This is a genomic window from Janthinobacterium sp. GW458P, assembly GCF_002127585.1.
GTDB lineage: Bacteria > Pseudomonadota > Gammaproteobacteria > Burkholderiales > Burkholderiaceae_D > Janthinobacterium.
Genome location: NZ_NEGZ01000002.1, coordinates 270,305 through 286,463, shown reverse-complemented (window position 1 = coordinate 286,463; position 16,159 = coordinate 270,305). Strand labels below are relative to the sequence as shown.

Here is a 16,159-nt window from a genome sequence, read left to right as displayed (position 1 = left end):
CCATTATATGAAGAACGCCATATCCCATAGTCACAAAGCTGCATAACAACCCGCCCCCGCGTGCATCCGCACGCGGACTTCGGCAACATGCACTGCATGAACGCCGACCTGTCCGACCTCACCCGCTTGCTGCAGAACCTGATCCGCCTGGGCACCATCGCCGAGGTCAAAGGGGCCAAGGCGCGCGTGCGACTCGGGCCGACGCTCACCACTGAATGGCTGAAATGGGCCACCCGGCGCGCCGGCAGCACGCGCACCTGGTCGGCACCGACCGTGGGCGAACAGGTCATCGTCTTTTCACCCGGCGGCGACCTGGCGCGCGGCATCATCCTGCCGGCGCTGTACTCGCAAGAATTTGACGCTCCCGAAACCAGCGACAGCATCCATACCACCCATTACCCCGACGGTGCCGTGGTGCAGTACGACCATGCAGCCCATGCCTTAACCGCCACTCTGCCCGGCGGCACGGCCACCGTCACGGCAGACAAGGTCACGTCGAACGCACCGAGCACCATTTGCACGGGCGACCTGACCGTCATGAAAAACCTGATCGTCAAGCAATCCACCACCGTGGAAGGCGCCACCACCCTGAACGGCGGCGTGAACGCCAAGGCCGGCGCCGCTGGCGGCGTGGCCATGGCCGTGCAAGGCACGATCAAAGCCAGCGACGACGTGCTGGCCGGCGCCATCAGCCTGGCCAAGCATCCGCACGGTGGCGTCAAGGCCGGCGGCGACCAGTCGGGCGGGCCACAATCATGATGGGCATGCACGCCGCCACCGGGCGCAGCCTGACGGGCCTTGGCCACCTGCGCCAGTCCGTGGCCGATATTCTCACGACGCCCATCGGCTCGCGCATCAGGCGCCGCCGCTATGGTTCCGAAGTGCCCGAGCTGATCGACCAGCCCCTGAACAGCGCGACGCAATTGCGCATCTACGCGGCCACCGCCTTTGCCCTGCGCCGCTGGGAGCCGCGTTTGCAGCTCGCCAGCGTACAGCTCACGCGCGACACGGACGGCGCCATCGCCCTGCTGCTCGATGGCACTGCCAACGGCCAGGGCATCACGCTGGCCGTGCCCATCAAGCAGGGGGACGTTGTATGAGCACGCCCATCGACCTGACCCAATTGCCGGCGCCCAGCGTGGTCGAGGTGCTGGACTTCGAAACCATCCTCGCCGGCCGCAAGACCCACCTGGTGAGCCTGCTGCCGGAAGCCGAGCGCGCCGCCGTCACGGCGCTCCTGGAGCTGGAATCGGAACCGGCCACCAAGCTGCTGGAAGAGAACGCGTATCAGGAAACCATCCTGCGCAACCGCGTCAACGAGGCGGGCAAGGCCGTCATGCTGGCGTTTGCCCTCGATGGCGACCTGGACCAGCTTGGGGCCAACGTCAACGTGGCGCGCCTGGTCATCACGCCGGCCAATCCCAACGCCCTGCCGCCCGTGGCCGCCGTCATGGAAGACAACGACGCCTACCGCCTGCGCATCCAGGAAGCGCCGGACGGCCTGTCCGTGGCCGGCCCGAAAGCCTCGTATGAATTCCACTCGCGCAGCAGCGACGGCCGCGTCAAGGACGCGAGCGCCACCAGCCCGGCGCCGGCCAGCGTCATCGTCACGGTGCTGTCAGTTGAGGCCGGCGGCATCGCCAGCGCCGACCTCTTGGCCACCGTGGCGCGCGCGCTCAACGCCGAGGATGTGCGCCCCCTGGGCGACCGCCTCACCGTGCAGGCCGCCCAGGTCATCGACTACCAGATCGAGGCCACCTTGTTTATCGGCGTCGGCCCGGAAGTGCCGATTTTGCTGGCCGCCGCGCGCGCCAACGCCGTGCGCGTGTCGCAGCCGCGCCGCCCGCTGGGCCACAGCATCTACCGTTCCGCCTGCAGCGCTGCCGTCCACGTCGAAGGCGTGCGCAAGGTCGTCTTGACCAGCCCGGCGGCAGACATCGAGCTGGACGCCACCCAGGCCGCGCGCTGCACCGGCATCAATCTCAACGTGGTCGTGCTCGATGAATAAGCACGTTGCCACTCTTCCGCCGAACACCACGGCGCTGGAGCGCGCCATTGCCGTGGCCTGCGCCGAACTGGTCAACGTGCCCGTGCCGCTGCGCGACCTGTGGAACGCCGACCGCTGCCCGGTCGCCCTGCTGCCGTTCCTGGCCTGGGCCTGTTCCGTCGACCGCTGGGACGACGCCTGGCCCGAATCGATCAAGCGCGGCACCATCAAGGCGGCCTATTTCATCCACAAGCACAAGGGCACGATTGCCGCCGTGCGCCGCGTGGTCGAGTCCCTGGGTTATTTGATCCGCATCACCGAATGGTGGCAGACCACGCCGCCCGGTACGCCGGGCACTTTCCGCCTCGACGTGGGCGTGCTCGACACGGGCATCACGGATGCCATGTTTCAGGAAATGGAACGCCTGATCGCCGACGCCAAGCCCGTCAGCCGGCATTTGACGGGCCTGGCGCTGTATCTGGAAACCCGTGGCCAGGTGCAGATCGGCCTGGCCGCCTATCACGGCGATGCGATGACAGTTTATCCGTGGATCGCCGAAAAAATCGAAGTGCGCGGCACGCTGGTACAGCGCGGCGCACCCCATACCATTGACACCATGACCATCTATCCATGAGCACATACTTTGCCATTCTGACGCAGGTGGGCGAGGCCAAGCTGGCCAACGCCATCGCCCTGGGCCACACCCTGAAACTGAAAAAAATGGGCGTGGGCGACGGCAACGGCGCCCTGCCGATTCCCGACCGCGCGCAAAAGGCGCTCGTGCATGAAGTGCGCCGCGCCGACCTGAACCAGCTCGCCATCGACCCGGCCAACGCCAGCCAGATCATCGTCGAGCAAGTCTTGCCCGAAAACGTGGGCGGCTGGTGGCTGCGCGAAATCGGCATCTACGACGAGGCGGGCGACCTGTGCGCCGTGGCCAACTGCCCGCCCAGCTACAAGCCCGTCATGGCCGAGGGCAGCGCGCGCACGCAAGTGGTGCGCGTGGTGCTGATCGTCGCCAGCACGGCCGCCATTGAGCTGAAAATCGACCCGTCCGTCGTGCTGGCCACGCGCCAGTATGCCGACGAGCAGGACAGCGAAGTGCGCGCCTATGCAGACAAGCAACTGGCCCTGCACCTGGCTGCGCTGGACCCGCACCCCCAGTACAGCAGGAAGGAAGTGGCGACATTGGAAAAATTCGATGCATCGAAAAAGCTGGTCAATGCTGCTTTTGTACAGCAGGAACAGGGCAATATCGTGGCATCCGGCGCAGTATCGGCGTCGCGCAGCTTGACCGGCGAGGACATCGGCAAATGCCTGTATTTTTCTTCCGACAATGTGCTGTTCACGCTTCCCAAGCCGAGCGACCTGGGTATCACGACCAATTCCGGCCGCTGTATTCACTTCTTCGGCCTGGCCGGAAAAGTGGGACGACTTGCCCCCGGCCCCGGCGCCTCGCTCAATGCCGATGTGTCCGGCGTGAATGGCATGGACGTCAAATCCGGCCAGTACATCACCCTTGCCGCCATTGCCGATAGCGTATGGCAGGTCATCGACACGACGGCGGAAATGTGGCGTAACGCCGATTTCCTCACGTCCATTGCCAGCGCGGGCGTGAGTTCCTGCCAGGCATCGCCCGGCGGCATCATGTGCCAGACAGGAACCTTTGTCGCCAGTAAAACCGGCTACAGCATGCTGACATTCCCAACGGCATTCCCTAACGGGCTGCTGTCCATTCAAGGCAACGTCATCCATGGTTCCCTGGGGGCCGGTTCCGTCAACTTCAACATGGATGCAAAAACGCGCAGCGGCGTGCCGGTGGCGGTTGTCAATTCCAGCGCCAGTGATTATCTGGCATACCCCATCACCTATACCGCACGCGGCTATTAACAAGAGGAAGCCCCATGGATATGCTTGCCCCCGACAACCTTGACGCCGTTTTTTATTCCGTGCAAACGGCAGGCTTCTACCCCGAACGCCTGCGCGCGGCCTATGACGCCGCCGGCTCATGGCCCGCTGACGCCGTGCTGATTCCTGCCGAACTGCTCGCCGGCATGCAGGCGGCGGTAGCCGAAGGCGCCACCGTCTCGCTCGATCCCCGTGGCCAGTGGATCGTGACGGCCCGCGCGCCCACGCCGTATGTGCAATTGGCCGCCGTCTACCTCAACGCAGTGCGCGCCGCGCGTGAGGCCGTCTTGAACCGCCTGGCCGGTATCGGCTTCGCGGCGATGATGAACGGCGAAACGGACATCGTGGAAGGCGCTATCGAAGCGCGCCAGGCGCTGCTCGACATCACCATCTGCCCATCGGTCATCGCCGCGCAGGATATGCCAGCGCTGCAGGCGGCCATCAAAGGCGAATACGACCGCATCGCCGCCAGCTTGCCGGGCGAGGCCCGCCGCGCCTTCGACGATGCCGGCATTGCCCTCGTGCCCCCCATTGCCCAGTAACGCCCCATTCACCACTCACCAGGAGAACTAATTTTGGCCACCGACTACCACCATGGCGTGCGCGTCATTGAAATTAACGAGGGTTCGCGCCCCATCCGCACCGTCTCCACGGCCGTGCTGGGCCTGATCGCCACGGCCGACGACGCCGACCCAGCCGCCTTCCCGCTGGACACGCCCGTGCTCATCACCAACGTGCTGGCCGCCATGGGCAAGGCCGGCAAGACGGGCACCTTGTGCCGCGCGCTGGAAGCGATCGCCGCGCAAACAAAACCCCTGACCATCGTCGTGCGCGTGGCCGAAGGCGAGACGGAAGCGGAAACCACCACCAATGTGGTGGGCGGCGTGTCGCCGGACGGCAAGTACCTGGGCGTGAAAGCCTTGCTGGCCGCACAAAGCAAGCTGGGCGTCAAACCGCGCATCCTGGGCGCGCCGGGCCTGGACACCAAGGCCGTCACCAACGCCCTGGCCAGCGTGGCGCAGCAACTGCGCGCCTTCGTGTATGCCTCCGCATATGGCTGCAGCAACGTCGTGGCCGCCACCACCTATCGCGGCCAGTTCGGCCAGCGCGAGGTCATGATCATCTGGCCCGATTTTGTGAACTGGGATACCGCCATCGATGAAGAGGCAAGCATTTCCGCCGTGGCCTACGCCATGGGCCTGCGCGCCAAGATCGACGAGGAAACGGGCTGGCACAAGACGCTGTCGAACGTCGTCATCAACGGCCCGACCGGCTTGACCCGTGACGTATTTTTCGACCTGCAAGACCCGGCCACCGACGCCGGCGTGCTCAACGCCAAGGAAGTCACCACCCTGATTAACATGGGCGGCTATCGTTTCTGGGGCTCGCGCACCTGCGAGGCGCCGGGCGGCTTCTTCTATTTCGAGAGCTACACGCGCACGGCCCAGGTGCTGGCCGACACCATCGCCGAAGCGCATTTCGCCTTTGTCGACCTGCCCTTGCACCCGTCCCTGGTGCGCGACCTGCTGGAAAGCATTAACGCCAAGTTCCGCGACCTGAAATTGCAGGGCTACATCATCGACGGCCACGCCTGGTATGACGAGCAGTTCAACGACAAGGACACGCTCAAGGCGGGCAAGCTGGCCATCGACTACGACTACACGCCCGTGCCGCCGCTGGAAAACCTGCGTTTCCAGCAGCGCATTACCGACCGCTACCTGGCCGACTTCGCCTCGCGCATCTCCGCGTAATCGCCATCACCACCCTGCCCGCGCCCGCGCGGGCGCAACTGAACAACGGAGAACACTATGGGCCTGCCCCGCAAACTGAAAAATTTCAACCTGTTTCAAAACGGCGTGTCCTTCCTGGGCATGGTGCCGGAAGTCACCTTGCCGAAACTGAGCCGCAAAATGGAAGAGTACCGCGCCGGCGGCATGAGCGGCCCCGTGTCCGTGGACTTCGGCAACGAGGCGCTGTCGCTGGAATGGAGCGGCGGCGGCCTGATCGCCGAAGCCCTGAAACAGTACGGTGCGCACACGCACGGCGCCGTGCAACTGCGCTTTGCCGGCGCCTACCAGGAAGACGATGACGGCACGGTCGCCGCCGTGGAAGTGGTCGTACGCGGCCGCTACAAGGAAATCGACATGGGCGCGGCCAAGATGGGCGACGACACCACCCACAAATACACGATGCCCTGCAGCTACTACAAGCTGCTGATCGACGGCGCCACCGTCATCGAACTGGACTTCATGAGCGGCACCGAAAACTTCGGCGGCGACACCAATGCGGCCATCCGCAAGGCCATCGGCCTGTAACCCCCTTTTTATTTACCACCACCCTACAAGGACCACACCATGCACAACGATACCCAAAACCAATCCGTCATCGAACTGGACGAACCGATCAAGCGCGGCGACACCGTCATCACCTCGCTGACCGTGCGCAAGCCCAAGGCGGGCGCCCTGCGCGGCGTGTCCCTGATCGAACTGGCCAACCTGAACGTATCTGCCCTGCAGATCGTGCTGCCGCGCATCACCGAGCCGACCTTGACCACGCACGACATCGCCAACATGGACCCGGCCGACCTGCTGGCCGTGGGCGCCGAGGTTGCCGGTTTTTTGGCGAGCAAGGCCGATCGCCTTTCGGTATCCCCGGCGAAGTAGAAGACGCCATGGCCGACATTGCCGGCGTCTTTCACTGGACGCCGGCCGCGATGGACGGCTTTACGATGGATGAACTGATGGCCTGGCGCGAACGCGCCAGGCAACGAAGCGGAGCGGAATAGATGGCTGGTCGGGATCTGAAATTACAGGTAGTTTTTGCGGCACTGGACAAGATTACCGGCCCGCTGAAAAAAATCATGGGCGGCTCCAGCGACACGGCCAAGGCCTTGAAGGCCACCAGCGACCGCTTGCGCGACTTGAACGCCCAGCAAAAGAACATCAGCAAATTTCGCGAGCTGCACGGCGGCCTGGACGCCACCCGCAGCAAGCTGGAAGCGGCGCAGCAGAAGGTGGCCAGCCTGGCCACCAAGATGAAACAGACGGAAGCGCCCACGCGCGCCATGACGCGCGAGTTTAACGCCGCAGTCAAAGCGGCCGGCGCCTTGAAGATGGCCGGCCAGCAGCAGGCGCAGCAACTGCAGGTCATGCGCGAGCGCCTGGCGGGCGCCGGCATCGGCACCAAAGACCTGGCCAACCACGAGCGCACCTTGCGCCGCGAAATCGAGGCCACCAACAAAACCATGACGCTGCAGCAGCAGAAGCTGGCCAATGCAAACGCCAAGCAGCAGCGCGTCACCAACGCCACCCAGCACGCCGACAAGCTGCGCAACCGCGCGGGCAACCTGACCATGGCCGGCGCTGGCGCGACCGCCACGGGCGCCGTCATCGGCGCGCCCGTCGTCAAGGGACTGAACGAGGCCAAGCACTATCAAACGGAAGTGGGCCGCGTCAACGCGCTGGGCCTGGGCGACAAGGTATCTGCCGAAGCCGTCGCCTTCGCGCGCAACATGAAAACCTACGGCACCAGCCAGCTCGACAACCTGCAGCTCATGCGCGACGGCATGAGCGCCTTTGCCGACGTGCACCACGCGGAAATGGTCGCCCCTACCCTGGCCAAAATGAAGTTTGCCAATCATGCCTTCTTCGGCGAGGCCGAGGGCGCCGACAACGAACGCAAGTTCATGGACATGCTCAAGGTCATCGAGCTGCGCGGCGGCCTGGAGAGCAAGGAAAAGTTCGAGGCCCAGGCCAATATCGTGCAGCAAGTCATCACTGCCACGGGCGGGCGCGTCGGCCCGAATGAATGGCTGAACATGATTAAAACCGGCGGCCTCGCCGCCAAGGGCCTGCAAGACGATGCCTTTTACTACCAGATGGAACCGCTGGTGCAGGAAATGGGCGGCAACCGCGTCGGTACGTCCCTGATGAGCGCCTACCAGAACTTGTACCAGGGCCGCACGACGAAGCGCTCAGCCAAAAAGCTGGAAGAATTCGGCCTGATCGGCGACAAGAGCAAGGTCAAGCACGACAAAGCGGGGCAAATTTCCTTCCTCGATCCCGGCGCGCTGCTGGGTTCAGAGCTGTTCCGCGAAAATCAGTTCGAATGGCTGGAAAAGGTGCTGTTGCCGCAACTGGCAAAGAAGGGCATCACCGAAAAGAAACAGGTGCTCGACGCCATCGGCAGCATTTTTTCCAACCGCACCGCGTCGAACCTGCATTCGCAGATGTACTTGCAGCGCGTGCAGATTCACAAGAACGAAAAGCTCAACCGGGGCGCCGCCAATATCGCCCAACTGGACAAGCTGGGGCGCGACTCTGCCGCTGGCAAGGAACTGGAAGCGCAAGCCAAGCTGGCCAACCTCAAGCTCACCATGGGCGAAAAAATCCTGCCGCTGTACGCGCAGGGGCTGGAAATGGCGATTGGCGCCGTGCAACGCCTGAATGGCTTCATGGAGCGCAACCCGGCCGTGGCCAAGGTCATGATTACCGCCTTTGCCGTGCTGGCCGGCCTGCTGCTGGTACTCGGGCCGCTGATGCTGGGCATTGCCGCCATGATCGGCCCGTATGCCATGCTGCATGTCATGTTTGCCAAAATGGGCGTGACGGGCGGCGTGCTCACGCCCATCCTGCGCGGCCTGGGCGGCGCCTTCATGTGGGCGGGCCGGGCCGTACTGTGGCTGGGCCGTGCCTTCATGCTCAATCCGATTGGCCTGGCCGTGACGGCCATCGCCGGCGCCGCTTACCTGATCTACAAATACTGGGAGCCGATCAAGGCGTTTTTCAGCGGCATCTGGTCGCACGTCAAGACTGCGTTTGCCGGCGGCATTGGCGGCGTCAGCGCCCTGATCGCCAACTGGTCACCGCTCGGCCTGTTCTATCGCGCTTTCGCGGGCGTGCTGGGCTGGTTCGGCATTGCGCTGCCGGCCAGGTTCAGCGACTTCGGCAGCGGCCTGCTGCGCAGCATGGCCAGCGGCATCACCAGCAGCTTGAACGTCATCTATCAATGCTGGGAGCCGGTCAAGACGTTCTTTGCCGGCGTGTGGTCGCAGCTCAAGGCGACGTGTGCCGGCGGCCTGGCGGGTATCAGCGCCCTGATTATCAACTGGTCACCGGTCGGCGTGTTTTATCAGGCGTTCGCGGGCGTGTTGAGCTGGTTCGGCATCAAGCTGCCGGCCCAGTTCACCGAGTTCGGCGCCAACATCCTGCGCGGCCTGGTCAACGGCATCACGGGTTCCATGGGCGCCGTCAAGGACGCCATCAGCAATGCCGGTTCCAGCACCATTGCCTGGTTCAAGGAAAAGCTGGGCATCCACAGCCCAAGCCGCGTGTTTGCCCAGCTGGGCGACTACACCATGCAGGGTTTGGCCGTGGGCCTGGACCGCAGCGAGGGTGCGCCGATTGCCAAGGTTTCCGGACTGGCGCAGCGTCTGACGCAACTGGGCGCCGGTATCGCCATCGGCACGGCCACGGCCCTGCCCGCCAGCGCCTTCGACACGCGCGCCCCGTTGTCCCAAGGCGGGTTCGGCGCCGGTATGACGATCCAGGGCGACAAGATCGAAATCACCTTCAACGTGCAGGCCGGCACCGATCCGCAGGCCATCGCCCGCGCGGTAAGCGCGGCGCTCGATCAGCGCGACCGTGAAAAGGCCGCACGCATCCGCTCTTCCCTGCGCGACCACGATTAAAGAAAGAAGCACACCATGATGATGATTTTAGGAATGTTCGTGTTCAGCCTGCCAACGCTGGCCTATCACGAGCTGCAGCGGCAAACGGAATGGAAGCACGCCAGCACGGCGCGCATGGGCCTGCGCGACGCGCACCAGTACGTGGGGCCCGGCGACGACACCATCACCCTGTCTGGCTGGGTGGCGCCGGAACTGACCGGCTCCCTGTATTCACTCGATGCGCTGCGCATGATGGCCGACACGGGTAAATCGTGGATTCTGATCCAGGGCACGGGTCGAATACTCGGCTCCTACCGCATCACCAGCATGACGGAAGGCCGCACCATCCTGGACGGCAGCGGCGGCGCGCGCCGCGTCGAGTTCTCGATTGCACTCAAGCGCGACGACGACGGCGTGCTGGCCATGGTCGGCCTGGGCGACATCGGCGACCTGAAAAACATGCTCAGCATCGACGGCATGACCAGCAGCATTGCCGGCGCGGCCAAGAATGCCGTGGGCAGCGTCGTGGGCAATGTGGTCGGCGGCATCACGTCAAAATACGGCGGTGTAGTGAGTGAAATGAAAGACAAGATCGGGGGCACCATCAGCGGCGCCATCGGCAGCGCGGCGGACAAGTTCAAATGAGCGAGCATATCCCCGCCTTCAAGGTCAGCATCGAGGACAAGGATTTGACGGCCATCGTGTCACCGCGGCTAATCAATCTGACCCTCACCTTGTGCCGTGGCGACGAGAGCGACCAGCTCGACATTTCCCTGGATGACAGCGACGGCAAGCTGGCCCTGCCGCCGCGCGGCGCGCAGATCGCCCTGGCGCTGGGCTGGCAAGCCACCGGCCTGGTAGACATGGGCAGGTTCACCGTCGACGAGGTGGAGCACAGCGGCGCACCCGACACCATCACCCTGCGCGCCAGGTCGGCCAACCTGATCGACACGTTTAAACAGCAGCAGGAACACAGCTTTCACAAGACCACTCTGGGCGCCATCATCGAGGCCATCGCCTTTCGCAACGAGCTGGCGTCGGGCGTGTCCGCGCGCCTGCGCGATACCGCCGTCGAGCACATCGACCAGACCCACGAAAGCGATGCGGCCTTCCTGCGCCGGCTGGGCAGGAAATACGACGCGGTGGCCACCGTCAAGAACGACACCTTGCTCTTCATCCCCATCAACCAGAGCCGCACCGCAAGCGGCAAGGCGCTGCCCGTCATCCCCATCACGCGCGCCCTGGGCGACGGCCACCGCTACCACAGCGCCGAAAGCGACGCCTACACGGGCGTGCGCGCGTTCTGGCACGACGAGCGCTACGCGCGCCGCCGCAGCGTGGTGGCCGGCGTGCCGGGCAACAGCAAGCGCCTGCGCACGACCTTCGCCAGCGAAACCGATGCGCGCGCGGCGGCCGTGGCCGAATGGCAGCGCATCCTGCGCGGCCTGGCCACCTTTGAAATGAGCCTGGCCCTGGGCAACCCGGCCGTGTTCCCGCAATCCCCCGTGACCGTGCAAGGCTTCAAGCCCGAGATCGACGCTACCGAATGGCTATCGGTCAAGGTCACGCACAACCTGGGCGGCAACGGCTTTACCACGCGGGTGGAATTTGAAACGAAGACAGAAGCGGTAGAGGCCGAGCGAGAGGAAGAGAAAGACCCGGACGAAGGCATCACGGGCGTGGCGGCGAAATGGAAGGACGTGGCGGCGAAGAAGAAAAAAACGGGCCAGGAACAGGCTGGGGCCACGGGCACGCTCAAGACGCTGGATCACGTTTACAAGAGCAAGCAGGCCGCGAAGCGGGCGGCGCTGCATGCGTGGAAGCGCATTCAGGAAGTGCGCGACATCATCAGGGAGAATGGCGAGGTGCCATGAACAGATAGGTACACGGCGGCCCACAATGACAGCGAAACAACATGAGTGTACCCCTACGAGAATACCGCTTCTTTGAGCCAAGGATTAACCCACCCGCTTTACTCTCTGCTCTGCAGCAGTTGCGCGCAACCAATTTAGCGCGCATATCCGATACAACCTCAGGAGGGTGCGATGTTGTTCGCGCTCTTCAAAGTTGTCCCATGTTCCGATAGTGGGGCAATACAAGTCATCGTGCATCAGTTTTCCTGTATGCAACAATGCAGAACGTATGCTGTATATCTTACTAAAGGCCTTCTTATACTCCTGATAAAGATCTTTGCGATTGCCAACACCATATTGAAGACAGAAATCAAGGAACTTTTTCACAACTCGATATCGTTCTTGCCCGCACGTTCCGCAACGTTCTAATTTAAGCTCTCTATGGTTGTAATCTATGAGCGTCTCAAGCGCCGAAACAGCCGAAGCAAAGGATAAGCTTGAATAGCATTGCCATAGATCAATCGCTTGACGAAACAATAAACACGCAGAGAGAAACGTCTCCGTCGCTTCAGCATCAAGTGAAATTACATCTTTCAGCAACTCAGTGATCGAGTCTGGCAGATCGAACTCATGTCCCAGTATGAGTCCAATGCGTGAGTGATACTCATGAATCTCTGTATGCTGAATCGCAGCGTAGTCAGGTTCCGTAAACGCTTCGATACAAGGGCCGATCTCGCGCAGGATGTATGCCTCAGTTCCCCATTGAGGGAGTGGGAACGGATCGACGTGGCGATCCGAATCCGACCGGAACCATGATGATCGTTGTTTAGGAAAAACAAGCTGGAAGGCCGTTAAAGTGGTGAGCCAAAGTAGTACATGGTTAATGCGGTCAACTCGCCGGCTTTGATTAATCCAGTCAGGCTCGATGAAGCCCATTTCAAGTTGTTTCCCTTGATCTGTGGCCATATACTTCACCTCGATGATGAAAGGATAGGTTGCCTCGATATGATTGGTTGTCGGTGAACCAACGGGCGCAGGGTATATCTGAAATTCGTCGCCAAAACGATAAAGCCCAACAATAGGTGCAGAGGACAACGCTATCGCTCGCCCGTACGCTGCGTATTCCATAATATGGCACTTCCCAAGTAAATACTGTGGTGGTTGGGGAGCCGCGCACATGTGGCACCTAATGAGCTAAAGTCGGACAGGGCCAGCGCGCGCGGTAACGCTATCATTGCGGTATCGATCGTTCTCCTCTAACGTCAGTCTCAGGGGCAGAACATGCCATTCATCGTACGCTAAATGTCGGAATAAACCTGAGCTATTCAAAGTTAACGTCGCTCTCCATTCTCACATTTATTGTGCATCAACCAATATGCGGTCCGACCAGAAGGAATGTATGCGCCGCCGCGCTTGATAAACACCGGCGATCCCATAATTGGGCAAATGGCTTTGACCGCTTCCGATGGTTCACTGGTAAATATTGAAATCACCTGGTCGCCGGCACGATACATTGGTGGCTCGGCATCTTCTTTCCCAACTTGGTCGACTCGAACGGAGCTGATTGTCATGCCAATCTTCTGCATTCTCTCGCCAATATTTTTATAGCCAAAAGTCTTGTCGGCAACGGAAATTTGGGCAATGATTTTCTGGACTTCGACTGGGGACGTGACTGTCTTGGCATCGGCAAAAACGAGGAAAGGAAGCGAGAATAATGCAATGGCAGCGATTGTTTTTTTCATATAAATGTCAGTGTGTATAAAACAAAGTGTGAATCAGCGGCGTCGGTAACTCTTGGCGCCGCTGTCGCTCAGACAGTACTGTCCACCACGCGGTCCAGTGCAGTAGCTTCCACTGCGACAAGAGCAGCCGGAGGAATCAGCCACAGGCGCCTTGGCTGGCTGACCAGTTGCGGAACATATCTTTTTCGATGCACTGATCGAGCCGTCATTGCAGACGAAAGTCGCGCCATCACAATGAGAAATGCCACCTTTGCGGCCCGAGCATGGCGTATTGGCCGCCAGCAGTGGGATGCATGCAAGTAGGCAGGCGGTAAAGGCTAGTTTCTTGACTAGTAAGAACCTCATTTTCTTGTGCCTGCGGACCACCGGGGAATCCCGTCGGAGACGTTACTCACGCACTCGCGTACCGCCCCATTCGGCATCCTGCTGGAACTTCCCAATGAATACGCCTTGCCATCGACGAAACACTGTGTCTCAGTGGACGATCCTGGTGCAGCACCGACAGCCGAAGGCAGCAATAGCCAGCCGCAAAGCAGCGCCGAACCAAGCAGCAGTACGCACAACACTAAAACCGTAGCCCACATCCGTTTCATTTCGGCCGCGTGACGAACGCAGGACGCGCACGGCATCTTCAGGTGCACGGTTTCCTGATGTGGTGAGATAGTGGGAGCAACCGGACCTACCGGCACGGGCATTGGTCCTGGCCCATTCTGCAGGGCAACAATACGGGCATTTAGCAACGCCATCGCTGCCATGTACTTATCACCAGGGAATGCATTCATATTAGCCGCACCGAAATTATTCAGCAGCACGCGGTAAACATCCAATGCTGGCCCGCCACTAAGCCCAACCAGTGTCTTAACCTTGGCAGTCACATCTTGCCGCTGCAACTTCGTCAGCGGCTGAAATTCAGGCTTCGAACCTATCGTGAAATTGACCACGTTACTTTGGCGAGGCCCCTCTATCACATCCCCAACAACAGCCTGACCAACTTCCCCGTAAAACTCTGATTTCTCTGCCATCAGTGATCCGTCATTTTCCTAATCTTTAATCTTCTTCTTGCCGCCACCCATGTTGATGGTCTGATTTCCAGTGATATTGCCGGTCACTTGGTGGCCAACCTTTCCATGGAACTCGACATGTGGGCCGCTCTTTGCAGGGGCCGCTGCCGGGGTAGAGCTCATCCCGTCGATCATCCCTAGCACACCTGCTTTTCCTCGAATATCCAAGCCACGATAACCAGTCAGCAATTCCTTTTCGTCCTGAGTGAGCGAGGCTGTCGCCTGATCTCCAGTAAGGATAAATTGAACGTCAACGCCGATTGAAGAGATTGCGCGCAAATAAACAGCATCCGGCGAACGCTCGTCCTGTTCATACGATATTTGAGTACGCTTTTTTACGCCACCCGCCGCTCCAAACTCTTCCTGATTCATGCCTAAGCGTAGGCGCTCGGCTTTTAGTGCTTCCCCAATGGTGCTCATATTTTCACTAAATCTCATTGACAGGTGTACGTTCGTACACTATAGTTACGCCATCCTGTAGCGATTACACATCATAACATTATGAAAAACGTATCCAAAATCGGGCGCACTCCCAAGGGCGCCACGTCGCAGCCTCTAGGCGTCCGTCTGGCGCCTGATGAGGTGCTGGAAGTCGAATCCTTTGCCGCTGCGCAACAACGGTCCCGTGCTTGGTTCTTACGCTTCCTGATCTTGCGCGGCCTCGCCGACTATAAGCGCGAACTCGCTACCCAAACCACCCACTAAGGACAACGTCATGTATCCCGATGCAAAACGTATCCGCAGCCATAAAGTCATGCTGCGCCTGGACGATTACGAGCACCAGCTCGTTTCCTCTATCGCCAATTACCAAGGCGAAGAAATCGCGGTACTTGTGCGCCAGATCGTCATGCGTGAAGCCCTTGCCGCTATTGCTGCTGACGACATCGACAGCGTACAGCGTCGCAGCGCTTAAACCGAGTCCCTGAATAGTAACTTTTGAGTAACTGAAAAGCTGCCGAACATGCCCGATCACGAAATTCATATCAATGACGAAGAACTTGCAGCGCTGGAAGTCGTTCGTCAACGGCAAGGGCTGGCAAGTATCGAGCAAGCAGCCGAATGGCTCGTCAAATCGCGCTTACGCAAGCAGTCAAAAAACATGACAGGTCGCGGTCGCGCCCTGTACCAAGTGGAAAGAAAGCTGAAATGAGAGTCATCGGCCTGCCCTGCCCGCATTGCGAATACACCGTCCGCGCCGTCAAGAGCCGCACGATGTCCGCCATGTTCAAGGAAATCACCTACATGTGCCAGAACCCGGACTGCGGGCACTCCTTCGTGGCAGGCCTGGAAGTGCTGCGCACCCTCTCGCTGTCCGCCATGCCCAAGCCGGATATCCGCATCCCGATGTCCCAGCATGCGCGCACGGCAGCCACCAGCCAGCTGGCCCTGGACCTGACTGCGGGCTGCTGATGACTATCCTGATCCTCGCGCCGCCGTAGCCCGGCCGCCGTAACTCCCCTCTTTTGCTGTGCCCTGCTGCGCTCCTTTTTGAGCGTGCGGGATTCGTTCAACCTGAAATAAGGAAAACCGATGGAAAACACGCTGCACGCCACCAGTCATGCCGACAAATCCATGGCATCAAGCACGATCCGCCCGACCCTGCAAAACTGTATTGTCCCCGTGGCGCCAACGTGTTTTCTGCTGCAAGCCAGCTCGGGCATCGGCATCGCGGCGCTGACCGCCCGCATCCATGAGATTGCCAAGACCTATCACGCCTACGGCGCAGCCAATCTCACCTTCATCATCAGCGATGCGCAAGCTTTGAATGTTTCGGGCTTTTTTACACCTGAGCACCAACGTGTTCTGCTCGGCGATCTGGCAATCGATTTGCGCTATCTGTTCGCCAGCGAATTGGGCGTCGTGCCGTACATCAGCTCCTTAAGAACACAGACTGATTGGGCCAAGTATTTTCCTAAGGAAGGGGCACGCTGATGCTGCGC

General features: G+C 60.9%; 22 protein-coding genes. 18 read left to right on the top strand and 4 right to left on the bottom strand.

The window, feature by feature from the left end; all coding sequences use genetic code 11:
• The first annotated feature begins 87 nt into the window (after positions 1–87).
• From CBW50_RS03435 to CBW50_RS03375, 13 genes are all read left to right on the top strand, one after another.
• Positions 88–759: a phage baseplate assembly protein V gene (locus CBW50_RS03435; protein ID WP_226935344.1), complete on the top strand. Its 672-nt coding sequence runs from the start codon at positions 88–90 to the stop codon at positions 757–759.
• Positions 756–1,100, top strand: coding sequence for a GPW/gp25 family protein (locus CBW50_RS03430; protein WP_086144193.1), 345 nt, complete (start codon positions 756–758; stop codon positions 1,098–1,100). The genes CBW50_RS03435 and CBW50_RS03430 overlap by 4 nt, the downstream gene beginning before the upstream one ends.
• Entirely contained in the window at positions 1,097–2,008 is a 912-nt protein-coding gene (locus tag CBW50_RS03425; protein WP_086144192.1) for a baseplate J/gp47 family protein, read from the top strand. The genes CBW50_RS03430 and CBW50_RS03425 overlap by 4 nt, the downstream gene beginning before the upstream one ends.
• Positions 2,001–2,621: a phage tail protein I gene (locus tag CBW50_RS03420; RefSeq protein WP_086144191.1), complete on the top strand. Its 621-nt coding sequence runs from the start codon at positions 2,001–2,003 to the stop codon at positions 2,619–2,621. The genes CBW50_RS03425 and CBW50_RS03420 overlap by 8 nt, the downstream gene beginning before the upstream one ends.
• The gene (locus CBW50_RS03415; protein WP_086144190.1) at positions 2,618–3,877 is read left to right on the top strand and encodes a phage tail protein; all 1,260 of its coding nucleotides are present in this window, start codon (positions 2,618–2,620) and stop codon (positions 3,875–3,877) included. The genes CBW50_RS03420 and CBW50_RS03415 overlap by 4 nt, the downstream gene beginning before the upstream one ends.
• Positions 3,878–3,891: 14 nt before the next feature.
• Positions 3,892–4,437 (top strand): hypothetical protein, encoded by a 546-nt coding sequence (locus tag CBW50_RS03410; protein ID WP_086144189.1) that lies wholly within the window; start codon positions 3,892–3,894, stop codon positions 4,435–4,437.
• 33 nt (positions 4,438–4,470) lie between these two features.
• Positions 4,471–5,646: a phage tail sheath protein gene (locus CBW50_RS03405; RefSeq protein ID WP_086144188.1), complete on the top strand. Its 1,176-nt coding sequence runs from the start codon at positions 4,471–4,473 to the stop codon at positions 5,644–5,646.
• A gap of 57 nt (positions 5,647–5,703) precedes the next feature.
• On the top strand, positions 5,704–6,210 hold the full coding sequence (locus CBW50_RS03400) for a phage major tail tube protein (RefSeq protein ID WP_086144187.1): 507 nt from the start codon (positions 5,704–5,706) through the stop codon (positions 6,208–6,210).
• Positions 6,211–6,249: 39 nt separating this feature from the next.
• The gene (locus CBW50_RS03395; RefSeq protein ID WP_086144186.1) at positions 6,250–6,558 is read left to right on the top strand and encodes a phage tail assembly protein; all 309 of its coding nucleotides are present in this window, start codon (positions 6,250–6,252) and stop codon (positions 6,556–6,558) included.
• Between the two features lie 8 nt (positions 6,559–6,566).
• A complete protein-coding gene (locus CBW50_RS03390) occupies positions 6,567–6,680 on the top strand; it encodes a GpE family phage tail protein (RefSeq protein WP_086144185.1) in 114 nt (37 codons plus the stop codon).
• A 75-nt stretch (positions 6,681–6,755) separates the two neighbouring features.
• The gene (locus CBW50_RS03385) at positions 6,756–9,584 is read left to right on the top strand and encodes a phage tail protein (RefSeq protein WP_139842386.1); all 2,829 of its coding nucleotides are present in this window, start codon (positions 6,756–6,758) and stop codon (positions 9,582–9,584) included.
• Positions 9,585–9,599: 15 nt separating this feature from the next.
• Complete coding sequence (locus CBW50_RS03380; RefSeq protein ID WP_086144183.1) at positions 9,600–10,208, top strand: phage tail protein; 609 nt, start codon at positions 9,600–9,602, stop codon at positions 10,206–10,208.
• A complete protein-coding gene (locus CBW50_RS03375) occupies positions 10,205–11,437 on the top strand; it encodes a phage late control D family protein (protein ID WP_086144182.1) in 1,233 nt (410 codons plus the stop codon). Before CBW50_RS03380 ends, CBW50_RS03375 begins: the two co-directional genes overlap by 4 nt.
• 84 nt (positions 11,438–11,521) lie before the next feature.
• Here the strand turns inward: CBW50_RS03375 and CBW50_RS28620 are convergent, their stop codons facing one another.
• From CBW50_RS28620 to CBW50_RS03355, 4 genes are all read right to left on the bottom strand, one after another.
• Positions 11,522–12,544: a hypothetical protein gene (locus CBW50_RS28620; RefSeq protein ID WP_139842385.1), complete on the bottom strand. Its 1,023-nt coding sequence runs from the start codon at positions 12,542–12,544 to the stop codon at positions 11,522–11,524.
• Between the two features lie 203 nt (positions 12,545–12,747).
• Positions 12,748–13,158, bottom strand: coding sequence for a hypothetical protein (locus tag CBW50_RS03365; protein WP_086144180.1), 411 nt, complete (start codon positions 13,156–13,158; stop codon positions 12,748–12,750).
• Positions 13,159–13,499: 341 nt separating this feature from the next.
• Positions 13,500–14,180, bottom strand: a complete 681-nt coding sequence (locus CBW50_RS28615) for a hypothetical protein (protein ID WP_139842384.1) — start codon at positions 14,178–14,180, stop codon at positions 13,500–13,502.
• Between the two features lie 18 nt (positions 14,181–14,198).
• Positions 14,199–14,639 (bottom strand): helix-turn-helix domain-containing protein, encoded by a 441-nt coding sequence (locus CBW50_RS03355; RefSeq protein WP_086144178.1) that lies wholly within the window; start codon positions 14,637–14,639, stop codon positions 14,199–14,201.
• 81 nt (positions 14,640–14,720) lie between these two features.
• Here CBW50_RS03355 and CBW50_RS03350 point away from each other — a divergent pair, with 81 nt between their 5' ends.
• The 5 genes from CBW50_RS03350 to CBW50_RS03330 all read left to right on the top strand — a co-directional run bounded on the left by CBW50_RS03350 (position 14,721) and on the right by CBW50_RS03330 (position 16,151).
• Positions 14,721–14,924 (top strand): hypothetical protein, encoded by a 204-nt coding sequence (locus CBW50_RS03350; RefSeq protein ID WP_086144177.1) that lies wholly within the window; start codon positions 14,721–14,723, stop codon positions 14,922–14,924.
• Positions 14,925–14,934: 10 nt separating this feature from the next.
• Entirely contained in the window at positions 14,935–15,132 is a 198-nt protein-coding gene (locus CBW50_RS03345; protein WP_071322622.1) for a hypothetical protein, read from the top strand.
• A 48-nt stretch (positions 15,133–15,180) separates the two neighbouring features.
• Positions 15,181–15,369: a hypothetical protein gene (locus tag CBW50_RS03340; RefSeq protein WP_086138170.1), complete on the top strand. Its 189-nt coding sequence runs from the start codon at positions 15,181–15,183 to the stop codon at positions 15,367–15,369.
• The gene (locus CBW50_RS03335; protein ID WP_071079002.1) at positions 15,366–15,629 is read left to right on the top strand and encodes an ogr/Delta-like zinc finger family protein; all 264 of its coding nucleotides are present in this window, start codon (positions 15,366–15,368) and stop codon (positions 15,627–15,629) included. Before CBW50_RS03340 ends, CBW50_RS03335 begins: the two co-directional genes overlap by 4 nt.
• A gap of 120 nt (positions 15,630–15,749) precedes the next feature.
• Positions 15,750–16,151 carry a hypothetical protein gene (locus tag CBW50_RS03330; protein WP_086144176.1) on the top strand — a complete coding sequence of 134 codons (402 nt, stop codon included), beginning with the start codon at positions 15,750–15,752 and terminating at the stop codon, positions 16,149–16,151.
• Positions 16,152–16,159 lie beyond the last annotated feature (8 nt).

What these genes read in the sequence shown, in the direction of transcription:
- CBW50_RS03420 (WP_086144191.1), top strand. Translation starts at nt 2,001, where the DNA reads ATGAATAAGCACGTTGCCACTCTTCCGCCGAACACCACGGCGCTGGAG.
- CBW50_RS03350 (WP_086144177.1), top strand. Translation starts at nt 14,721, where the DNA reads ATGAAAAACGTATCCAAAATCGGGCGCACTCCCAAGGGCGCCACGTCG.
- CBW50_RS03380 (WP_086144183.1), top strand. Translation starts at nt 9,600, where the DNA reads ATGATGATGATTTTAGGAATGTTCGTGTTCAGCCTGCCAACGCTGGCC.
- CBW50_RS03415 (WP_086144190.1), top strand. Translation starts at nt 2,618, where the DNA reads ATGAGCACATACTTTGCCATTCTGACGCAGGTGGGCGAGGCCAAGCTG.
- CBW50_RS03345 (WP_071322622.1), top strand. Translation starts at nt 14,935, where the DNA reads ATGTATCCCGATGCAAAACGTATCCGCAGCCATAAAGTCATGCTGCGC.
- CBW50_RS03335 (WP_071079002.1), top strand. Translation starts at nt 15,366, where the DNA reads ATGAGAGTCATCGGCCTGCCCTGCCCGCATTGCGAATACACCGTCCGC.
- CBW50_RS03340 (WP_086138170.1), top strand. Translation starts at nt 15,181, where the DNA reads ATGCCCGATCACGAAATTCATATCAATGACGAAGAACTTGCAGCGCTG.
- CBW50_RS03400 (WP_086144187.1), top strand. Translation starts at nt 5,704, where the DNA reads ATGGGCCTGCCCCGCAAACTGAAAAATTTCAACCTGTTTCAAAACGGC.
- CBW50_RS03375 (WP_086144182.1), top strand. Translation starts at nt 10,205, where the DNA reads ATGAGCGAGCATATCCCCGCCTTCAAGGTCAGCATCGAGGACAAGGAT.
- CBW50_RS03410 (WP_086144189.1), top strand. Translation starts at nt 3,892, where the DNA reads ATGGATATGCTTGCCCCCGACAACCTTGACGCCGTTTTTTATTCCGTG.
- CBW50_RS03425 (WP_086144192.1), top strand. Translation starts at nt 1,097, where the DNA reads ATGAGCACGCCCATCGACCTGACCCAATTGCCGGCGCCCAGCGTGGTC.
- CBW50_RS03385 (WP_139842386.1), top strand. Translation starts at nt 6,756, where the DNA reads ATGGGCGGCTCCAGCGACACGGCCAAGGCCTTGAAGGCCACCAGCGAC.
- CBW50_RS03355 (WP_086144178.1), bottom strand. Translation starts at nt 14,639, where the DNA reads ATGAGCACCATTGGGGAAGCACTAAAAGCCGAGCGCCTACGCTTAGGC.
- CBW50_RS03430 (WP_086144193.1), top strand. Translation starts at nt 756, where the DNA reads ATGATGGGCATGCACGCCGCCACCGGGCGCAGCCTGACGGGCCTTGGC.
- CBW50_RS03390 (WP_086144185.1), top strand. Translation starts at nt 6,567, where the DNA reads ATGGCCGACATTGCCGGCGTCTTTCACTGGACGCCGGCCGCGATGGAC.
- CBW50_RS28615 (WP_139842384.1), bottom strand. Translation starts at nt 14,180, where the DNA reads ATGGCAGAGAAATCAGAGTTTTACGGGGAAGTTGGTCAGGCTGTTGTT.
- CBW50_RS03435 (WP_226935344.1), top strand. Translation starts at nt 88, where the DNA reads ATGCACTGCATGAACGCCGACCTGTCCGACCTCACCCGCTTGCTGCAG.
- CBW50_RS03365 (WP_086144180.1), bottom strand. Translation starts at nt 13,158, where the DNA reads ATGAAAAAAACAATCGCTGCCATTGCATTATTCTCGCTTCCTTTCCTC.
- CBW50_RS28620 (WP_139842385.1), bottom strand. Translation starts at nt 12,544, where the DNA reads ATGGAATACGCAGCGTACGGGCGAGCGATAGCGTTGTCCTCTGCACCT.
- CBW50_RS03330 (WP_086144176.1), top strand. Translation starts at nt 15,750, where the DNA reads ATGGAAAACACGCTGCACGCCACCAGTCATGCCGACAAATCCATGGCA.
- CBW50_RS03395 (WP_086144186.1), top strand. Translation starts at nt 6,250, where the DNA reads ATGCACAACGATACCCAAAACCAATCCGTCATCGAACTGGACGAACCG.